Source organism: Sphingomonas sp. (assembly GCF_042091075.1).
Taxonomy (GTDB): Bacteria; Pseudomonadota; Alphaproteobacteria; order Sphingomonadales; family Sphingomonadaceae; genus Sphingomonas.
Map to the genome: position 1 here is coordinate 1 of NZ_JBELIE010000061.1, position 17,992 is coordinate 17,992.

16 protein-coding genes are annotated in these 17,992 nt (G+C 67.7%); 7 read left to right on the top strand and 9 right to left on the bottom strand.

Annotated features, from left to right (window positions below; genetic code table 11):
• The 3 genes from ACFDSW_RS08050 to ACFDSW_RS08060 all read right to left on the bottom strand — a co-directional run.
• Positions 1-468: histidine-type phosphatase (locus ACFDSW_RS08050; RefSeq protein WP_375249768.1), on the bottom strand; the 468-nt coding region annotated here is incomplete at its 3' end.
• Positions 469-482: 14 nt separating this feature from the next.
• Entirely contained in the window at positions 483-3,104 is a 2,622-nt protein-coding gene (locus tag ACFDSW_RS08055) for a TonB-dependent receptor (RefSeq protein ID WP_375249769.1), read from the bottom strand.
• Positions 3,105-3,198: 94 nt separating this feature from the next.
• The gene (locus ACFDSW_RS08060; protein ID WP_375249770.1) at positions 3,199-4,302 is read right to left on the bottom strand and encodes a GNAT family N-acetyltransferase; all 1,104 of its coding nucleotides are present in this window, start codon (positions 4,300-4,302) and stop codon (positions 3,199-3,201) included.
• 124 nt (positions 4,303-4,426) lie between these two features.
• Between ACFDSW_RS08060 and ACFDSW_RS08065 the strand changes: the two genes are divergently transcribed.
• Positions 4,427-5,446: a M48 family metalloprotease gene (locus ACFDSW_RS08065; protein WP_375249771.1), complete on the top strand. Its 1,020-nt coding sequence runs from the start codon at positions 4,427-4,429 to the stop codon at positions 5,444-5,446.
• Between the two features lie 45 nt (positions 5,447-5,491).
• On the opposite strand, the gene hemA is transcribed toward ACFDSW_RS08065, so the two are convergent.
• Positions 5,492-6,733, bottom strand: coding sequence for a 5-aminolevulinate synthase (gene hemA, locus ACFDSW_RS08070; RefSeq protein WP_375249782.1), 1,242 nt, complete (start codon positions 6,731-6,733; stop codon positions 5,492-5,494).
• A gap of 117 nt (positions 6,734-6,850) precedes the next feature.
• On the bottom strand, positions 6,851-7,648 hold the full coding sequence (murI, locus tag ACFDSW_RS08075; RefSeq protein ID WP_375249772.1) for a glutamate racemase: 798 nt from the start codon (positions 7,646-7,648) through the stop codon (positions 6,851-6,853).
• Positions 7,649-7,768: 120 nt separating this feature from the next.
• Here murI and plsY point away from each other — a divergent pair, with 120 nt between their 5' ends.
• The 3 genes from plsY to topA all read left to right on the top strand — a co-directional run bounded on the left by plsY (position 7,769) and on the right by topA (position 12,205).
• Complete coding sequence (gene plsY / locus ACFDSW_RS08080) at positions 7,769-8,392, top strand: glycerol-3-phosphate 1-O-acyltransferase PlsY (protein ID WP_375249773.1); 624 nt, start codon at positions 7,769-7,771, stop codon at positions 8,390-8,392.
• Positions 8,385-9,458, top strand: a complete 1,074-nt coding sequence (gene dprA, locus ACFDSW_RS08085; protein WP_375249774.1) for a DNA-processing protein DprA — start codon at positions 8,385-8,387, stop codon at positions 9,456-9,458. Before plsY ends, dprA begins: the two co-directional genes overlap by 8 nt.
• 161 nt (positions 9,459-9,619) lie before the next feature.
• Positions 9,620-12,205: a type I DNA topoisomerase gene (gene topA / locus ACFDSW_RS08090; RefSeq protein WP_375249775.1), complete on the top strand. Its 2,586-nt coding sequence runs from the start codon at positions 9,620-9,622 to the stop codon at positions 12,203-12,205.
• Positions 12,206-12,235: 30 nt separating this feature from the next.
• Here the strand turns inward: topA and pgmG are convergent, their stop codons facing one another.
• Genes pgmG through ACFDSW_RS08105 form a run of 3 tightly spaced genes read right to left on the bottom strand, consistent with a single transcriptional unit; the run spans position 12,236 to position 14,691 of the window.
• Positions 12,236-13,630, bottom strand: a complete 1,395-nt coding sequence (pgmG, locus tag ACFDSW_RS08095; RefSeq protein ID WP_375249776.1) for a phosphoglucomutase/phosphomannomutase PgmG — start codon at positions 13,628-13,630, stop codon at positions 12,236-12,238.
• Positions 13,631-13,648: 18 nt separating this feature from the next.
• Positions 13,649-13,909: a DnaJ domain-containing protein gene (locus ACFDSW_RS08100; protein ID WP_375249777.1), complete on the bottom strand. Its 261-nt coding sequence runs from the start codon at positions 13,907-13,909 to the stop codon at positions 13,649-13,651.
• Entirely contained in the window at positions 13,909-14,691 is a 783-nt protein-coding gene (locus tag ACFDSW_RS08105; protein ID WP_375249778.1) for a division plane positioning ATPase MipZ, read from the bottom strand. The genes ACFDSW_RS08100 and ACFDSW_RS08105 overlap by 1 nt, the downstream gene beginning before the upstream one ends.
• An 87-nt stretch (positions 14,692-14,778) precedes the next feature.
• Between ACFDSW_RS08105 and panC the strand changes: the two genes are divergently transcribed.
• Both panC and ACFDSW_RS08115 read left to right on the top strand, forming a co-directional pair.
• Positions 14,779-15,621, top strand: a complete 843-nt coding sequence (panC, locus tag ACFDSW_RS08110; protein ID WP_375249779.1) for a pantoate--beta-alanine ligase — start codon at positions 14,779-14,781, stop codon at positions 15,619-15,621.
• Between the two features lie 122 nt (positions 15,622-15,743).
• Positions 15,744-16,028 (top strand): hypothetical protein, encoded by a 285-nt coding sequence (locus ACFDSW_RS08115; protein WP_375249783.1) that lies wholly within the window; start codon positions 15,744-15,746, stop codon positions 16,026-16,028.
• Between the two features lie 36 nt (positions 16,029-16,064).
• On the opposite strand, the gene ACFDSW_RS08120 is transcribed toward ACFDSW_RS08115, so the two are convergent.
• A complete protein-coding gene (locus ACFDSW_RS08120; RefSeq protein ID WP_375249780.1) occupies positions 16,065-16,814 on the bottom strand; it encodes a Crp/Fnr family transcriptional regulator in 750 nt (249 codons plus the stop codon).
• Between the two features lie 125 nt (positions 16,815-16,939).
• Between ACFDSW_RS08120 and murA the strand changes: the two genes are divergently transcribed.
• On the top strand, positions 16,940-17,992 hold a 1,053-nt coding region (gene murA, locus ACFDSW_RS08125; protein WP_375249781.1), incomplete at its 3' end, for a UDP-N-acetylglucosamine 1-carboxyvinyltransferase.

Consider the following 17,992-nt stretch of genomic DNA (forward strand, 5'->3'; position numbering starts at 1 on the left):
CGCCGGATCGAAGGCAGCGCCGGGCTGGTCGAGGGGAGCGAACAACGGATCGGGCACGTCCTGCGGCTTGTGCTCGATCGCGACGTCGCATCCGGGCGCCAGCGCTACGACATAGGCACGCGCGGTCTCGATCGTCCGCTGGTCGCTGTCGGCGACGATGCGCAGCCTGGCGCAGCCGGTGCGCGGCAACAACCCCGCCGCGATCCAGCTCGCCCGGTCATACGTGCCGACTTGCCCCACCGCGGCGCGGCCATGTGGGGTCAGATACCCGGGCTCCACCGGCCAGCTTGGCCACGGCGCGCTCGCGGTGCCGGCGGGCATCGGCGGCGACTTTGTCGGCGGACGGACGCCGTGGCGCATCATCAGCACGACACGATCGAGCCTTAGCCCGGCGGGGAGCGGTGGCTCCTTCGCCGTGACCGGCCCCGCGGCGAGCAGCGCGGCGGCGAACAGGACGGGCTTCAACACGGGCGTATCCCTTGTCAGAAGTGCAACTGCGCGCCCCAGCGGAAACTATAACCGTAGCGTTCGCGCTCGACCAGTTGGGGTTTGCTGCCGATATAACGCCGCCACGGCGCATCGGTGAGATTGAGCGCCTGACCGAAGAAGGTGAGTTCCGATGTCACCTGATAGCTGACGTTGACGTCAAGCTGGCCGTTCTTGTCGGTATATTGGTCGGTCGCGGCGCTGGTGCCGAGCGTGTCGAGATAGGGCGAGCGATAGGAATAAGCGGCGCGGATCGCGAGGCCATATTTCTCGTAATAGAGTTGCGCGGTGCCGATATCGTCGGACTGGAGGAACAGCGGCACACGGCCGGTGCGGGTCGGATTGCCTGACAGGGTGCCGCGACCAAAGCCCTCGATATGCGCGTAATTGACCGCGACGCCAAAGCCGTCGAACGGCGCGGGCAGGAAGGTGAAGCGGATCTGCGCGTTCGCCTCCACCCCCTTGAGATAGGCGACATCGAGGTTGACCGGCTGGGTCACGGTGACGTTGGTCAACGGCAGGCCGGCGAACGTCCCCGAGACGCCGAGCGGCGATTGCGTGTAGATCGGATCGTCGAGGCGCTTGTAGAACACGCCCGCCGAAAGCAGCCCCTGGCCAGGCAGATAATATTCGACGCCGGCGTCGAGATTGATCGCCTTGTATGGCTTGAGCGACGGATTGCCGAGGGCGACCGTCACCGGGCTCGCGGTCTGGTCGACCAGCACCGAGGGGGCGAAATCGGGATAGTTCGGGCGACCGATCGCGGTGGTCGCCGCGGCGCGGAACACCAGCCGCTCGGTGGCGTCGAAGCGCGCGTTGAGGCCGGGGAAAACGTCGGTATAGCTCCGGTTGGAGAAGCTGTTGTAATCCTGCGTCAGCGTCGATGTGGCGGTGACGAGCTTTGCTTTTACATCGTCCTCGGTATGTTCGACGCGAACACCGGGGATCAGCGTCAGCGCACCCAGCTTGAGCGTCGCCATCGCATAGCCGGCATAGATCTGTTCGCCGACGTCATAGTCGCTGCCAAGGCTGTTGGCGCGGTTGGTCTGCGCGTTGCTGGCGCTGGTGGTCAGCGTCGCCGGATTGGCGGCGAGAAACGCCTGCGCACGATCGTAATCGACGCGAACCGGGAAGGTATAGCGGCCATCGTAGAAGCTGGTGTCCCCCAGATAAGAGACGCTGGCGAGCGTGAAGGTGCGACCCGAGGCAAGGCTGTATGCCTGATAGTCGCGCGCATTGGTCTTGTGCCGGTCGAGATACTTGATGCCGACCTTGATCGCCGATCCCTCACCGATCGCGACCGGCAGCGTCAGGTCGGCGCGCCCTTGCCACAGCCGCTCCACCGCGTTGCGGATGTCGTAGTTGACGCTGTTGAACCCATAGGACGTCTGGTTGGCGTTGGGCTGTACGCGCGGGATGAAGTCATAGGGCGTGTCGGAGACGTCGTAATCGACGGTCAGCGCGGTGCCGCCGGTGCGGAAATTATACTCGGACCGCAGCGGGTCGCGCTTCTGTGCGCGCGTCCAGGCGCCCGCAATGTCGAGCTGCGCGGTACCGAGCGTGAAACTGCCGCCCGCCTGCACCGATTTGGTGTTGTCGGTTTCCTCGCGGCGGCGGATGCGGATGCTGCCGCGTCCGGTGAAGGTGCCGGTGGTCGCGGTCTGATTGCTGAACACCGTCTGGTTGTCGATGATGAACTGGTCGCGGCGCTCGTTGTCGTCGAATCGCGACAGCGTGCCGCGCAGGAACAGCTTGGTGGCGTCGCTGGGCTGCCAGTCGAGATTGAGGACGACGCCCTGCCGGGTGCGGACGAGATTATAGTCGCGCAGTCCCGCCTGATCGGGCAGCGTATAGTTCTTGTTGGCGCTGGCAACGCTCGGCACGCGCCAGTTGGTCGATCCCTGGAAACTCTCCGACTCGATCGGACGCTCCGAATAGTTGACGGACAGCACCGCGCCAAACTGCCGATCCGGGCCGAACAGGCCGCCAACCTGCACATCGCCTTCATAGGGGTGGCCGCCATTGATGTGATAGGCGCCGTACTGGATGCGGGCGTCGGCGAAATATTCCTTGTTGCGGTCGAACGCGGTCAGCGTGCGGATGTTGACCTCGCCGCCGATCGCATTGGCGTCCTGATCGGCGGTGAGCGACTTGGTGACGATCACCGAATTGATGAGCGCCGAGGGAATGTCGTCCAGCTTGACCTGGCGGCCATCGGGCTCGGGCGCGGGTAGCGTCAGGCCGTTGAGGACGACGTTGACGAGATTGGGATTGACGCCACGGATGATGACATAGCGGCCCTCGCCCTGGTCGTTGGCGACCGAGAGGCCCGGCAGGCGGCGCACCGCCTCCGCAACATTCTGGTCGGGCAGCTTGCCGACATCATTGGCGTAAAGCGCCTCGACGAAGTTGTTGGCCTCGCGCTTGGTCTCGATCGCTTTCTTTTCGCCCTGTGCGGTGCCGACAACGACGATATCGGCCTCGCTCACCGCATCGGCCTGCGCCGCCTCCTCCGACGAGGCGGTGTTGCTCGCTGCAGGCATTGTTTGCGCCGCGGCCGTTCCCACCGCGAGGACGCCAAGCGTCGAAACGCCGGCGAGCAGCACGAAGCTCTTCATTGATCCCTTGCCCCCCTTGCCGCCGTTTCGGCGGTGTCGATCGGGGCTTAAGACCGTAGGGCGTCATCTCCGGGTCGATAAGATTGCGTTAATGTTACGAAGTGTGGCCGAAGGCTTGGCGCGGCTGCCCCGATCGTCGCCACCAGCCAGCCAGTCGCCGCGCCGCCCAGGCCGAAACGCCAGGGCGCACGAGCAGCCAGTCGCGCAGCGCGGGGCCGCGTTCGGCGCCGATCACCTGCTTGTAACCGCTATCGCCCGCACCCCAATCGACGCGACTGATCCCGCGCCCCAACGCTTCCACCAGATTGCGCCAGTACAGCAGCTTGCCCGGGGAATGTTTGGCGAAGGCAGGATCGTAGCTGTTGGCAATGGCATATTTCAGTTCGCCGACATCAAGGTCGAACGAAAAGGCCGCTGGACGACCATCGATCGTCAACAGCGCGGCGCGCATCATGTCCGCCAGTACCGGATCGCTCGCGACGCCGCGCCAGAAGGCGCCGCGCCCGCCGTCGGTAAACTTGGCGTCGCGTCCATCGGTGCGCGACGCGATCCAGCTGACTTGCTCGATATGCGCCAGCGCGCCGAACGCCGCCGGCCAGTCCGCCCCCGACAGAAAGCGCCATTCGGGCGTGCCGTGGGTGGCAAGATGCTTTTCGTGGAAACGGTTCTTGCGCAATGTGGAGCCTCGCGGCCACGTTCCGGTGGCGCGCAATTCCTCCATATTGAGTACCCAGCTATCGGCAACGAAACGGTCGATCGCCGCCCAGCCCGCCGCCCGCGCGCTGTCGATCAACGGAACGACGGCGGGGTCATCCTCATAGACTGGGCCGATGCGCAACACGCGGGTCGTGCGCGCCAGCTCGCGGAGCGCCGGGGCAAGATCCGCCGCGCCGGCGTCGGTCGCGGCGGGGAAACTGCGAAACGGCCAATAGGCCCCTGGTATCATCGCCGCCCGGCACCAGGGCGGCCCGACACCCGCCAGCGGCAGCGCGATCACCGGCGTCCCGTCGCGCTCGACCAGCAAGGTCCGCGCCGCCCCGCCATAGGCGTCCAGCGCCGCGGCGAACCAGCCGTGTCGCAGGAAGGCATGCCGCATCGGCGCACGCGCCGCCACCGCGTCGATCGCCGGATCGAGCCCGGCGACCAGGCGGCACGACGCGCCTCGGGGATCGGGCGGGGGGGAAGGCGCGCGGGGCATGATGGCGCGGCCTAGCAACAAAAGGTTACCACACCGCCGACGATCGGCAGGTTGGCCGGCGAAACCGTTGCGGCGGATCGCCTGGACGATTGCCGCGCTGGCGCGGATCGGCGAAGGCGGGGATATGATTCGGTGGAAGTATCTGCGTGGCGCGCTCCTCTCGGCGGCGCTGACGATCGCGACGCCCGCTTCGGCGATAGCCGCCGTTGCCACCACCGCACCGACATTGCTGGATGTCGACACCCGGCTCGCGGCGATCGCGTGGCGGCTTACCACCGCCAACGCCGCATTGTGCCGCGATCCGCAGCCGGTGACCGGCGCGACCCTGCATGCGATCGACCAATATCCGGCCAGCGCGATCGCGCCGGGCAGCTATGCCGCGCCGGTGCTGGTCGAACTGGTATTGCCCGACACCCCGGCGGCACGCGCCGGGCTGCAGCCCGACGACGGGCTGATCGCGGTGGCGGATCGACCCGTTCCCGCCCCCGCCGCCGCGGGTGACGCGGCCGGCCGGGTCACCAGCGCCACCCGCGACGCCGCGCGGGCGATGATCGCGGCACGGCCGGTCGCGGCGCCGCTGCCGCTGACCATCCGCCGCAACGGTACGAGCCGGGTGATCACGGTTACGCCCGTCCCCGGCTGCCGCGTCGAATTCGAGGTGCTGGCGGGCAATCTCGTCGGGGCGTCCTCCGACGGGCATGTGGTACAGGTGGGCGGTCGCCTGTTCACGATGTTCGACGATGATCAGATCGCGGTCGTCGTCGCGCATGAATTGGGCCATGCCGTGCTGCGTCACCGCGCGCGGCTGGAGGCGGCGGGCGTCACCTGGGGATTGCTGTCCGAATTCGGCCGCAACGCCCGCCTGTTCCGTCAAACCGAAACCGAGGCGGACCTGATGGGCGCCTATCTGCTGCGGAACGCCGGCTGGGATCCGCGCATCGCGGTCACCTTCTGGCGCGAACAGGGCGGCAAGGTGGACGGCGGCCTGTTCCGCAGCCGGACCCATCCCTCTTCCAAGGCGCGCGCCGAAGCGATCGAGCGCGCGATCGCGACGATCCCCGCCGATGCACCGATGCCCTATCTGCCGCCGCTTCTGGAGCAGCGCGACGCGCCCTTGGACGGCGCGCGCGGATCCACGCCGTAAAGCCCGCCCCCGCACCCGGGCCCAGCCCGGGCGCCGGTGGGTGCGTCAGGCGGCGATGCGCAGGGCCAGCCGATCCCAGATCTCGACCAGCGCGCTGGTCAGGTCGCGCATCATCGCCTCGTCATGCGCCGGGCCGGGGGTGAAGCGCAGCCGCTCGGTGCCACGCGGCACGGTGGGATAATTGATCGGCTGCACGTACACGCCATATTCGGCGAGCAGGATATCGCTGATCTTCTTGGCCTTGACCGGATCGCCGACCATCACCGGCACGATATGGGTCTCACCGGCCATCACCGGCAGCCCGGCGTCGCGCATCATCGCCTTCAACGTGGCGGCGGCGCGCTGCTGCCCCTCGCGCTCGGCCGTCGACTGCTTCAAATGGCGCACGCTCGCCAGCACGCCCGCCACCAGCACCGGCGACAGGCTGGTGGTGAAGATGAAGCCCGGCGCATAGGAGCGGATCACGTCGATGATCGTGCGATCCGCGGCGATATAGCCGCCCATCACCCCGAACGCCTTGCCCAGCGTCCCTTCGATGATCGTCAGACGATCGGCCACGCCGTCGCGTTCCGAAATGCCGCCCCCGCGCGCGCCATACATGCCCACCGCATGCACCTCGTCCAGATAGGTCAGCGCGTTATACTTGTCGGCCAGATCACAGATCGCCGCGATCGGGGCGATATCGCCCTCCATCGAATAAACGCTTTCGAACGCGATCAGCTTGGGCGTCGCGGGATCGTCCGCCGCCAGCAGTTCCTCGAGATGCGCAACGTCATTGTGACGGAACACGCGCTTCTCGCACCCGGCGTTGCGGATACCCGCGATCATCGAGGCGTGGTTCAATTCGTCGGAATAGATGATGCAGCCCGGCAGTACCTTGGCCAGCGTCGACAACGTCGCCTCGTTCGACACATAGCCCGAAGTGAACAGCAACGCCGCCTGCTTGCCATGCAGGTCGGCCAGTTCATGCTCCAGATCGATATGATAATGCGTGTTGCCGCCGATATTGCGCGTGCCGCCCGAACCGGCGCCGACATCGTGCAGCGCCTCCTCCATCGCGGCGATCACCTTCGGATGCTGGCCCATCGCGAGATAATCGTTCGAGCACCACACCGTGATCGGCTTCGGCCCGTTATGCCCGGCGAAGCAGCGCGCATTGGGGAACATCCCCTTGTTGCGCAGGATATCGATGAACACGCGATACCGGCCCTCCGCATGGAGCCGGTCAATCGCCTGGGTGAACACGCGCGAATAATCCACAACGCGTGCATCGCTGTCGCTGGTCATGGACATCGCGTTTATCCTCCCTGCCAGCGGTTGGCCAGCGAAGATGCGTCGTTTCAGTGATCGATAGCATGGACAAATTGTCCCACCCCCGACCAGCGGAACCTATCGCGCCCGGCGTTACAGCGATTCGACCCGATCGAAGCCATGGGCGCGCAATCGCGCGGCGAGACGCTGCTCCGACTCACCCAGCCGCGTGAACACCAGCGTTCCCGCCGGGGGTCGGTCGCCCCATTCCTGCCCGGCGGTCAACGTCGCGATCCGCCGCGCGATACCCGGCCCGCCATCGACGAACCGCACCCCCGCGGGCACCACCGCCGCCATCTGCCGTTGCAACAGCGGAAAATGCGTGCAGGCGTTGACGATCACGTCGATCCGCTCCCCGCCCGGCTGCCGCAGCAGACCGTCGAGTTCGGCGGCCACGGCGCCCTCAGGCAGCGTCTCGCCCGCCAGCGCCGCCTCCGCCAGCGTGACCAGCCCCGCCGAACCATGGCGCAGCATCACGCAATCGCCCGCGAATCGCGCGGCAAGATCGTCGACGTAGGGCTGGCGCACCGTCGCCCGCGTGCCGAGCACACCGATCACCCGCGTGACGCTCATCGCGGCGGCGGGCTTGATCGCGGGCACCGTGCCCACCACGGGCAGGTCGAGCGCCGCGCGCACCACCGGGAGCGCGATCGTCGAGGCGGTGTTGCACGCGATCACCACCAGCCGCGGGCGATAGCGCTCCACCAGCCGCCCCAGCAGCGCCGGCACTCGCGCCGCAATCTCCTGCTCGGTCCGCGTACCATAAGGAAAACCGGCCGAGTCCGCCACATAGACGACCGGCGCGCGAGGCAGCAGCGCGCGCGCCGGCGCCACTACCGACAGGCCGCCAACGCCGGAATCGAAGAACAGGATGGGTCGCGGATCACTCATCCTGCCGCCCGTAGGCATATGCATCCGTAGCGGCAACGTCGACCATTGGCGCCTGCGAACAGTTGCGCTAGAACGGGTGAACAAAAGGGGGATACGCCACTGCTGACCGAAATCGTCTGGATGCCGCCGGCGGCGGCGCTGCTGGGTGGTTACCTGCTCGGATCGATCCCGTTCGGCGTGATCCTGACCCGCCTGTTCGGCGCGGGGGACCTGCGGACGATCGGCTCGGGCAATATCGGCGCCACCAACGTGCTGCGTACCGGGCGCAAGGGCCTTGCCGCCGCCACGCTGCTGCTCGATCTGGGCAAGGGGCTGCTGGCGGTATGGCTCGCGGCATGGCTGTCGCCGCCGGACGTGCAACTGGCGGCGGCGGCGGTATTCCTCGGCCATTGCTATCCGGTGTGGCTGCGCTTTCGCGGCGGCAAGGGGGTGGCCACGCTGATGGGGGTGGCGCTGGGCCTGTGGTGGCCGCTGGGGCTGGTCTTCGCGATCCTGTGGCTGGGGCTGCTGGCGCTCACGCGCATTTCCTCGCTGGCGGGGATGACCGCGGCGGTCGGCGCGCCGGTGGCGGCGGCGGCGCTGGGTGAATTCGATCTGGTCCCGCTGCTGATGGCGTTGGCGGGGATCGTGCTGTGGAAGCATCGCGCCAATATCGCCCGGCTGATCGATGGCACCGAACCGCGCATCGGCGCCGCATCGAAGCCCGCCCCGGTCGAGATCAGGGACGACGCGACGGGTGGATGACGTCACCGATCGGCTGCGGCTGATCCGCACTCCATCGATCGGCCCGGTCACCTACCGTCAGTTGATCGCTCGCTTCGGCTCCGCCGGCGCGGCGCTCGCGGCACTTCCCGATCTGGCGCGACGCGGCGGCGGACGCGCGCCCGTGGTGCCCGACGTCGCGACGATCGAGCGCGAACGCGCCCGCATCGCGCACAGCGGCGCGCACCTGCTTCTGTATGGCGACGCGGAATATCCGACGCTGCTCGCCGCGCTCGACGATGCACCGATCGCGCTGACGTGGCGCGGGGACTGGTCGCTGGTGCGACGATCCCCCGTGGCAATGGTCGGCGCGCGCAACGCTTCCGCCGCCGCCTGCCGCTTCGCCCGGCAGATCGCGCATGACCTGACGGAACAGCACGTCGCGGTCGTCTCGGGGCTGGCGCGCGGAATCGATACCGCCGCGCATGTCGGTGCGCTGCCGGCGACGATCGCGGTGATCGCGGGCGGCATCGACGTGGCCTATCCGCCGGAAAACCGGGACTTGCAGGAGCGGATCGCACAGGAAGGTTTGCTGATCGCGGAGATGCCGCCCGGCACCGAGCCGCGCGCGCGGCATTTCCCGCATCGCAACCGCATCATCGCGGGCCTCTCGCTCGGGACGCTGGTGGTGGAGGCGGCGCCGCGCTCCGGCTCGCTCATCACCGCACGGCTGGCGGGTGAGGCCGGGCGCGAGGTGATGGCAGTGCCCGGGCATCCGCTCGATCCCCGCGCACACGGCTGCAACGCGCTGATTCGAGACGGCGCGATCCTGATCCAGCAGGCGGCCGACGTGCTGGAGCAGATCCGCCCCTTCGATCCGCGCGCGGTGCGCTCCCCCGCCCCCGCATGGCACGTGCCGTCACCGCAGGATGCCGCGCCTGACGAACGCGACGCGATCACGCGGCTGCTCGGCCCCGTCCCGGTGGCGGTGGACGAGATCGTCCGCTTGTCAGGCTGTGACCCGGCGGTGGTGCAGATGGTGCTGCTGGAGCACGAACTGGCGGGACGCATCGAACGCCACGCCGGAGGCCGGATCAGCCAGTGCTGAAGGCAGCATGCCGCCCGCGCCGCTATCGCCCCCCGCTATCGCCCCCCGTATCGACGCCCCATATCAGCGCTCCGTATCAGCACCCCGGGGCCGGGGTTGACGCGCCGCCCCACCTCACTCAACCCTCGCGCGTATACGTGAGGCTTCCCATCTAGGACGCAATGCAGCTCGTCATCGTCGAATCGCCCGCCAAGGCGAAAACCATCGAAAAGTATCTCGGCCCCGGTTATCGCGTCCTCGCGAGCTTCGGCCATGTTCGCGATCTGCCGCCCCGCGACGGATCCGTGAATCCCGACGAGGGGTTCGCGATGGAATGGGAGAATTACGCCGACAAGGCCAAGCAGTTGAAGGCGATCGCGGACGAGGCGAAACATGCCGACCGCCTGATCCTCGCCACCGACCCCGATCGTGAGGGCGAGGCGATCAGCTGGCACGTTCAAGAGGTGCTGGCCAAGCGCAAGGCGCTGCCCAAGGACGTCCAGCGAGTCACGTTCAACGCGATCACCAAGGCCGCGGTGACGCAGGCGATGGCGCACCCGCGCGAGCTGGATACCGACCTGATCGACGCCTATCGCGCACGCCGGGCGCTCGACTATCTGGTCGGCTTCACGCTGTCTCCGGTGCTGTGGCGCAAGCTGCCCGGCGCGAAATCGGCCGGCCGCGTACAGTCGGTCGCGCTACGCCTGATCGTCGATCGCGAGCGTGAGATCGAGGCGTTCCGCGCACAGGAATATTGGTCGGTCACCGCCGCGATGGAGCTGGACGGCACGCCCTTCACCGCGCGCCTGGCGCAGTGGAACGGGCAGAAGCTGGATCGCCTGTCGATCGGCAACGAAGGCGACGCGCTGAAGGCGAAAGCCGATGTCGAGGCGGGCCGTTTCGCGGTCCAGTCGGTCGAGACGCGCCCCGCGACGCGCAATCCGCCGCCGCCCTTCACCACCTCCACGTTGCAGCAGGAGGCCGCGCGCAAGCTGGGCTTTTCCGCGGACCATACGATGCGGATCGCGCAGCAGCTCTACGAGGATGGCGCGATCACCTATATGCGTACCGATGGCGTGCAGATGGACGGCAGCGCCATCTCCGCCGCGCGCGCCGCGATCGCGCAACGCTACGATGGCGGGTACGTCCCTGACAAGCCACGTCAATATCAGACCAAGGCGAAGAACGCGCAGGAAGCCCATGAGGCGATCCGCCCGACCGACTTCGGCCGCGACCGGGTCGGCTCCGGCGACCATGCGCGGCTGTACGATCTGGTCTGGAAGCGAGCGCTCGCCAGTCAGATGGCGTCGGCGCGGATGGAGCGGACGACGGTCGACATGGCCGACGGCACGGGGCGGCACGTGCTGCGCGCGACCGGCCAGGTGGTCCTCTTTCCCGGCTATCTGGCGCTCTACGAAGAGGGGCAGGACGACAGCCAGGACGAGGATGCGCGCCGCCTGCCACGGCTGCGCGAGGGCGATGCGCCCGCGAAGAAGGAGGTGCTGGCCGAACAGCATTTCACTCAGCCGCCGCCGCGCTTTTCCGAAGCGTCGCTGGTCAAGCGGATGGAGGAATTGGGGATCGGCCGCCCGTCCACCTATGCGTCGATCATCAAGACCCTGAAAGACCGCGCCTATGTGCGCATCGAGAAGAATCGCTTCTTCGCGGAGGAAAGCGGCCGGCTGGTGACCGCGTTCCTCGAACGCTTCTTCGAACGCTACGTCGGCTATGATTATACCGCCGAGCTGGAGGAGGAGCTGGACGACGTATCCGGCGGCCGCGCGCAGTGGCAGGCGGTGCTGGAGGCATTCTGGCGCGATTTCAAGCCGCGCACCGCCGAGGTGATGGAGCAGAAGCCGAGCGAGGTGACCGCCGCCCTCGATCAGTTCCTCGCGCCCTATCTCTTCCCGGAAAAAGCCGATGGCAGCGATCCGCGTCTCTGCCCTTCCTGCAACATCGGCAGCCTGGCGTTGCGTGGCGGCAAGTTCGGCGCGTTCATCGCGTGCAGCAACTATCCCGACTGCAAATACACGCGCCGCTTCGCACAGGGTGGCGAGGGCGCGGCGGAGGATAGCGGCCCCGAACAGCTGGGCCATGACCCGGAGACCGGGCTGCCGGTGGAGCGCAAGTCGGGGCGGTTCGGCCCATATATCCAGCTGGGCGAGGGGAAGGACGCCAAACGCGCCTCGATCCCGAAGGATATCGGCGAGCTGGATCTGGAGATGGCGCTAAAGCTGCTCCACCTGCCACGGACGATCGGCAACCACCCCGAGACGGGCGAACCGATCACCGCCAGCATCGGGCGCTACGGCCCCTATCTGCTCCACGACGGCAAATATGCCCGCCTGTCGTCGACCAGCGAGGTGTTCGAGACCGGCATGAACGCCGCTGTGGTGAAGCTCGCCGAGGCGGCGGCGGGCGGTGGGCGACCTGCGCGCGGTGCGGCGCGCGCGCCGCTGAAGGTGCTGGGCGCGCATCCGCGTACCGAAGCCGAGATCAAGCTGATGGAGGGGCGGTACGGCCCCTATGTCACCGACGGCACCACCAATGCGACGTTGCCCAAGACGATCGCTCCCGAGCAACTGACGCTGGAGGAAGCCGCGCAACTGATCGACGACCGCGCCGCCGCCGCCCCCGCCAAGGGCAGGAAGAAGCCACCGGCGAAAAAGACCGCCGCCAAGAAGCCGGCCACGAAAAAGCCGGCCGCCACCGACAAAAAAGCAGCGCCGAAAAAGGCAGCACCGAAAAAGGCAGCGGCGAAGGACTGATCCGCCGCCGCGCATGACGGCGTCACCCGGTCAGTCGCGGGTGACGCCGCTTCTGGCCAGTTCCGCGTCGACCGCCGCCAGCAAACGCGCGAGCCCGGCTGCGTCGCGGCCCTCGGCGCGCAGCGTCAGCGCGGCCTGGGTGTTGGAGGCGCGCAGCAACCACCAGCCGTCGTCGGTCGACACACGCATGCCGTCGGTCGTGTCGATCCGCGCGGGGCCGCGTGACAGACGCTCCAGCACCTCGGCGACGATCGCGGTCTTGCGCGCCTCCGCGACGGGCACGCGCATCTCGGGCGAGGTGCAGCGCGGCGGCTGCGCCTCCACCCAGTCGGCAAGCGTCCCACCGCTGCGATCGAGCGCCCCGATCACCCGGACCGCCGCGTACAGCGCATCATCGAACCCGTAATAATCGTGCGCGAAGAAGATATGCCCGGACAGTTCGCCCGCCAGCGGCGCGCCCAGTTCCTTCAGCTTCGCCTTCATCCGGCTATGCCCGGTCTGCCACATCACCGCGGTGCCGCCATATCGCGCGATCGTGTCGAACAGCGCGTCGCTCGATTTCACGTCCGCGACGATCGTGCTGCCGGGCCGTTCGGCCAGCATCGCGGGCACCAGCAGCGCGAGAATATCATCGCCCCACAGCACCCGCCCGCGCGCGTCGACCAGACCGATCCGATCGCCGTCCCCATCGAAGGCGATCCCGATATCGAGCCCTTCCCGGGCGACCACCGCCTTAAGATCGGCGAGGTTCGCCTCCACCGAAGGGTCGGGATGATGATGTGGAAAGGTGCCGTCGACATCGCAGTATAGCAGATGATGCTCACCGGGCAGCCGCTGCGTCAGCGCAGCCACCACCGGCCCCGCCGCGCCATTGCCGGCGTCCCACGCGATCCGGTACGCGCCCCCGCTATAGCCGGCGAGCAGGCGATCGACATAATCGGCAAGCAGATCGACGCATTCGATGCTGCCGCTGCCGCGCTCCCAGTCGCCCGCTTCGGCCAGTCGCGCCAGCGTGGCGATATCCTCGCCGAAAAAGCTGTCGTGCCGCATGACCATCTTGAAGCCATTGTCGTCGCGCGGATTGTGGCTGCCGGTCACCTGGATGCCGCCGCTCACCGCCAGCGTCGCCTCCGCGAAATACAGCATCGGTGAAGGGCACAGGCCGATGCGCACGACATCGACGCCGCTGTCGATCAATCCCTGCACCAGCGCCGTTTCCAGCAGGGGGGAATGTGTGCGCCCGTCGTAACCGACCACCACGCGGTGCGGGCCGGCATGCCCGCCCGCGGCCCCCTCCCCATCACGTCGCAGCCGCGTCGCGAAGCCGCGCCCGATCGCATAGGCGTCGGTGGCGCCCAGATTGTCGCCCACCGTGCCGCGAATGTCGTAGTCGCGCAGGATCACCGGATCGAAGTGATGCGTCATCGTTTCCGTGCGAACATCTCAGGCGTCATCGCGCAGCCGCGCAAGTAGCAGGTCGCGCGCGGCATTCGCCTCACGCGTCAGCTCCGCCGAGCCACCGCGATCCGGGTGGATTTGGGCAATCAGGCGGCGGTGCGCGGTACGGATGTCCGCCGCATCGGCATCACGACCGACCCCCAGCGTTCGCCGTGCCGCCGCCAGCCGCGACACGCGCGGCGCCACGGGCTTGCGCAACAGCCACCATATGCCCCAGATCACCAGCGCCGCGACGAGCCACTTCATCAGGCGAACAGCGGCATTGCGACATCGGGCAACGCCAGGCCGGCCATCATTTCCCGAAGTTCCTGCCGCGCCGCGACATGGCTGAGGCCCATCCCGCCGAATGCCTTGTTATCCAGCAGCGTCAGTCCCTTGGGAAACAATTCGCGATAGATCACGCGCTCGCCCAACCCGGGAATCAGCCGGAAGCCCACCCGCCGGGCGAGCTGATCGAGCGCCTCCGACACGCGGCGCATGTTGCGCGCCTCCAGATATTGCAGGCGGTTGCGCAGCACGACCCAGTCGATCGTCGTGCCATCCTCGCGCGCGCGCGCCTTGCGCGCATCCCAGATCAGCTCCGAATAAAAGCTCGGCCGGACGACCTTGTAGGTTTCCGGATCGACCTGCCCGATCAGGTCGAAATCGACGAAACTGTCGTTCATCGGCGTAACCAGCGTGTCGGACAGTGCGGCGGCAAGGCGCGCGGCGGGGTCGTCGCGCCCCGGCGTATCGATCACCAGAAAATCGTAGCCGGCGGTGAATTGCTGAAACAGCCCCGCGAACGATCCGTCGGCCCGCCCGTCGCCGGTGGCATGGTCCGGGATCGGCAGTTCGATCCCGGCGCGCTTCACCGTGGCTTCGCGATTGTCGAGATAGCGGCCGAGCGTGCGCTGACGATGATCGAGATCGATGCAGGCGACGCGGGCGCCCTTGGCGGCCAGCGCGATCGCCACATGGACCGCGGTGGTCGACTTGCCCGTGCCACCCTTTTCGTTGGCGAACACAATGACGTGCGTCTTCGGCACACTCTCCGACAATTCGTCACATCCCCGATTGATTTGCCCTCGCCCGCGATCATAGAACGCGCCGCCGCGAGTTTCGAGGGGTAACGGGTGGAAGTATATCGTGATCTCGCCACATTGCGATCCGCGCTCGCCGCCGCGCGGGCGGCCGGGCGTGAGGTGGCGTTGGTGCCCACCATGGGGGCGCTGCACGCCGGGCATATCGCACTGGTAGAGGCGGCGCGCCGCCCCGGCACCCTTGTCGTCGCGTCGATCTTCGTCAATCCGAAGCAATTCGGCGCGAACGAGGATCTCTCGCGCTATCCGCGCAAGGAAACCAGCGATATCGCGATGTTGACCGATGCGGGCTGTGACATGCTGTGGCTGCCCCCGGTGGAGGCGATGTACCCCGACGGATTCGCGACCACGGTGTCGGTCGCGGGGATCAGCGAAGGGCTCGATGGCGCCGCGCGGCCGGGCCATTTCGATGGCGTCGCGACGGTGGTGGCGAAGCTGTTCAACCAGGTCGCCCCGGCACGTGCCTATTTCGGGGAAAAGGACTTTCAGCAGCTGGCCGTGATCCGCCGGATGGTCGCCGATCTCGACATCGATATCGATGTCGTCGGGGTGCCGACACAGCGCGAGGACGACGGGCTCGCGCTCTCGTCGCGCAATGTCTACCTCCTGCCGGAGGAGCGGCAGAAGGCAGTCGCGTTGCCACGTGCGCTGGGCGTCGCCGCGCGCTCGATCGCCGGCGGCGCGGAGAGCGCCAAGGCGCTGGACGATGCGGTCGCCACGCTGACGCAGGCGGGGTTCGCGGTGGATTATGTCGCGTTGGTCGACGCCGAGACGCTGGCGCCGGATCCCGCGCCCGACCGCCGCCGGCAGTTGCTCGCCGCTGCGCGAATCGGCAACACGCGGCTGATCGACAATCTTTCGGTCGATCCCGCCTGAGCGCGGCATGTCGCCCGGCGCGTCGATCTTGTAAGGAATGGGAAGCACCGCGTTAACCATTTGGTGAGGGCGCTACCCCCACACATCGGTTCCAGAAATCTATCTGGGGCAAGACAATCGTGATGACATTCAACGACGCGCTGCTGGAGCGCCGAATCGCCGAGGCGACCGCGGGCAACGCCGATGCCGCCTATGATCTGGGCGTAGCCTTTTCGACCGGCACCGCGGGCGCGGCGCTCGATCTGATCGCGGCGCATATGTGGTTCAACCTCTCCTCCGCCGGCGGCAATGACGCCGCCCCGGCAGCGCGCGCGGAGATCTCCGAAGATATGACCGCGCGAGAAATCGCCACCGCCCAGCGCGCCGCGCGCGATCTGCTGGCCGGCATGCGTCGCCGCGCCGCCTGATCGCGATCGGGCGGTCGACCGGTCTTTCCGGCCGGGCTATCCGCTGCCCGCCTCGCCCTCCGGCGGCAACCACGACAGATCGATTCCGCTGAAGCGGTCGACGTGGTTGGCGAAGCGAACCAACGCCTGCTCGTCGAGCATCGTCACCCGCGTGCCGGATCGCGCGATCAACCCCTGCTCCTCCAGCTGACGCAGCATGCGGTTGACATGCACCGCGGTCAGCCCGGTGGCATCACCGATCTCCTCCTGCGTCAGCCCCAGGTTGAAGGTCTTCGCGATCGCCGGGTCGCAACGTCGCTGCCGGTCGCGGATGTCGAGCAACACCGCCGCGATGCGCGACCGCGCCGGGGTTCGCCCCATTGCCGCGAGTCGATCGGTCAGCGTCGCGCGCTCGACCTGTTCCATCGCCGCGAACGCCATCGCCAGCCGCGGGTGACGATAGACGAGCTGCGCCAGCTGAACACGATCGATCGCCGCCACCGTGCTGTCGGCGAGCGCGACCAGCGTGTCGGGCGCCTTGCCATAAGCGATCACCGACATGCCGATCGTGTCGCCGGGATAGAGGAACCGCAACACCTGACGACTGCCGTCGTGAAGCAGCACATAGGCCATCATCATGCCGCGTTTCAGCACGAACAGCTCGGTCGAGCGGTCGTTCTCGCGCACCAGCGTGGTGCCACGTTTCACGATCCGCTCGCGCTCGCCCAGTCGCTCCAGCACCCGTTGCTCCGTCGGCGTCAAGACGAGGAGTTCGCCGATCCGGTCGGCGAGGCTATGTGACGGCACCCGATTTTTTTCCCCCGATTTGTTCCGCTTGGTACGCGGGTGCCGGGCGCGTCTGCATTAAACCCGATCAAGCGGGGTCCCGCCGCGCGCTTGGCGTGCGCGGCGCCGTTCGATAGAGGGATGCGATGGACCGTATCCTGATCCGCGGCGGACGCCGCCTCCACGGCAAGTTGCCGATTTCCGGCGCCAAGAATGCGGCATTGACGCTGATGCCGTGTGCCCTGCTGACCGACGAGCCGCTGACGCTGCGCAATCTGCCGCGGCTGGCGGATGTCGACGGTTTCGGCCATCTCCTCAATCAACTCGGCGCATCGACCACGATCGAGGGCAGCAAGCCCGAGGAATTCGGCCGCGTGATGACGATCCGCGCCGGTCAGCTGACCTCGACCGAGGCGCCCTATGACATCGTTCGCAAGATGCGGGCTTCGATCCTCGTGCTCGGGCCGATCCTCGCCCGCGCGGGGCAGGCGCGCGTCTCGCTGCCCGGCGGTTGCGCCATCGGCAACCGCCCGATCGACCTGCATCTGAAGGCGCTGGAGGCGATCGGCGCGACGCTGGAGATGAGCGCGGGCTATGTCACCGCCACCGCGCCGGGCGGGCGGCTGTCGGGCGGGCAATATCGCTTCCCGATCGTCTCGGTCGGCGCGACCGAGAATGTCCTCATGGCGGCGGTGACCGCAAGGGGCGCAAGCCGCATCGACAATGCGGCGCGCGAGCCCGAGATCGTCGACCTGTGCCGCTGCCTGGTCGCGATGGGCGCGCATATCGAGGGGATCGGCACCGACACCCTGGAGATCGAGGGCGTCGATGAACTCCATGGCGCCACCTATGCGGTGATGCCCGACCGGATCGAGGCGGGCAGCTATGCCTGCGCCGTCGCGGTGACGGGGGGCGAGATCGAGCTGACCAACGTCGATCCAGCGTCGATGGGCGCGACGCTGACCGCGCTGCGCCAGGCGGGCGTGGGGATCGAGGAACGCCGCTCGTCGATCATCGTCACCAGCGATGCGCAATTACGCCCGCTGGAACTGTCGACCGCGCCTTACCCGGGCTTCGCCACCGATATGCAGGCGCAATTCATGGCGATGCTGTGCAAGGCGGCGGGGGCGAGCGTGCTGACCGAGACGATCTTCGAGAACCGTTACATGCACGTGCCCGAACTGGCGCGGATGGGCGCC